Origin of the sequence: Xenorhabdus indica, from assembly GCF_014467235.1 — a bacterium.
GTDB lineage: Bacteria > Pseudomonadota > Gammaproteobacteria > Enterobacterales > Enterobacteriaceae > Xenorhabdus > Xenorhabdus indica.
The window spans coordinates 1-1,612 of the sequence record NZ_NKHP01000072.1 but is presented as its reverse complement, the minus strand read 5'-3'; the positions used below and the strand labels follow the sequence as shown (position 1 = coordinate 1,612).

At 48.0% G+C, this 1,612-nt stretch carries 1 protein-coding gene; it reads right to left on the bottom strand.

All coding sequences use genetic code 11. The annotated features are described in order from the left end of the window. Positions 1 to 1,612 (bottom strand): condensation domain-containing protein (locus Xind_RS19460; protein ID WP_246432635.1); only part of this gene is annotated, 1,612 nt, incomplete at both ends.

Here is a 1,612-nt window from a genome sequence, read left to right as displayed (position 1 = left end):
TATCGTCGTGTCATCAAACAGGCTGACGGCGTAATTGATCGCCCCTGTCAGGCAGGATGCCTTCTCAGTAATGAACAGGCTCAGGTCAAACTTAGCCGGACTATACAGAGAGTCATCCAACTGCACTGGGCTAAACGGTAAATCTCTAGCTGTTTGTCGTGTTTTCCCGGCGTCTTGCAGCCCGAACAGCACCTGAAAAATAGGATGACGGGACGCATCCCGTTCAACGCCAAGGGCATCAACCAACTGCTCGAACGGTATATCCTGATGAGACTTGGCCTGAGCAATTACATCATGAACATGTCCAATCAGGTGCTCTACACTGCTGGTCTGTTCCACCTGTGCTCGCAAAACCAGTGAATTAACAAACATGCCAATTAAAGGTTGAGTTTGCACATGGTGACGGTTATCAGTCGGTGTCCCCAGTACAATATCGCTTTGCCCGGATAACCTCGCCAGCATGAGATAAAAACCGCTCAGTAAAACAGTAAACAAGGTAGTTTCCTGCTGTTTTGCCAATGTTTTCAGCTGATCAGTAAGTTCATTTCCCAACACAAAATTGAAATCCTGCCCTCGATAATTGACCAGTGCCGGGCGGGGATGATCGGTCGGCAAAAGTAACGGCTCATACTCCGCCAATGCCTGCTGCCAGTATGCCCGTTGGCGTTCTCCTGCTTCTCCCTGCAAATATTCTCGCTGCCAATGGGCGTAATCACCATAAGTGATGTCCAGCTCAGGCAGACAGCTGTCACGCTTTTCGCGCAGGGCATGGTAAGCCTCCGCCAGTTCATGCATAAAGATATCAATTGACCAGCCATCAATGGCGATGTGATGCCACATGAACAAAACATAGTGGCTGTGACCGACTTGATAATGACGCAGGCGCAAACCAGGCTCTGTTGTCAAATGGAATGGTGTCGCTAATTCAGCACGCAATATTTGCCAAAGTATTTCAACACTCTCAAGAAGCTGCGTTTTGAAAACCAACGGCTCTTCAATTATTTTTTGAAAAGAATGGGGTTGTTGATAAGAATGCAGTTGTTGATAAATGTGATCACCGCTATTGCGGTAGACCATTTTCAGAACGGAATGACGCTCAGCCACCTGATTGATTGCACTTTCCAATACAGATAAGCTAACACCTTCATCCAACAGCATCAGATAAGGAATATGGTAAGCATAAGTGCCCTGTTCAAACTGCTCAATAAACAGCATCCGCTCCTGAGCAAAGGACAAGGGATAACGGGCAAGCTCAATATGCGGAATGACAATAGATGCTTGCTGCCCTATCTGGGCTGCCAGTCCGGCAACTGTTTTCAATGCAAACACCTGTGCCAGAGAAACATCCATTGCCAACGTCCGGCGAATAGTGGCGGTCAGCTTAACCGCAGTCAGGGAATTACCCCCGATACGGAAGAAGTTATCTTCAATACCGATCTGTGCTACCCCTAACACATCCTGCCAAAGCTGACAAAGTTGAGCCTCTAATTCATTACGTGGTGCAACATAGCCATCTCTGTTTACCCAGACAGGCTCTGGTAATGCCCGGCGATCCACTTTACCATTCAGAGTCAGCGGAATTGATTCAAGACGGGTAAAACTGGCCGGCACC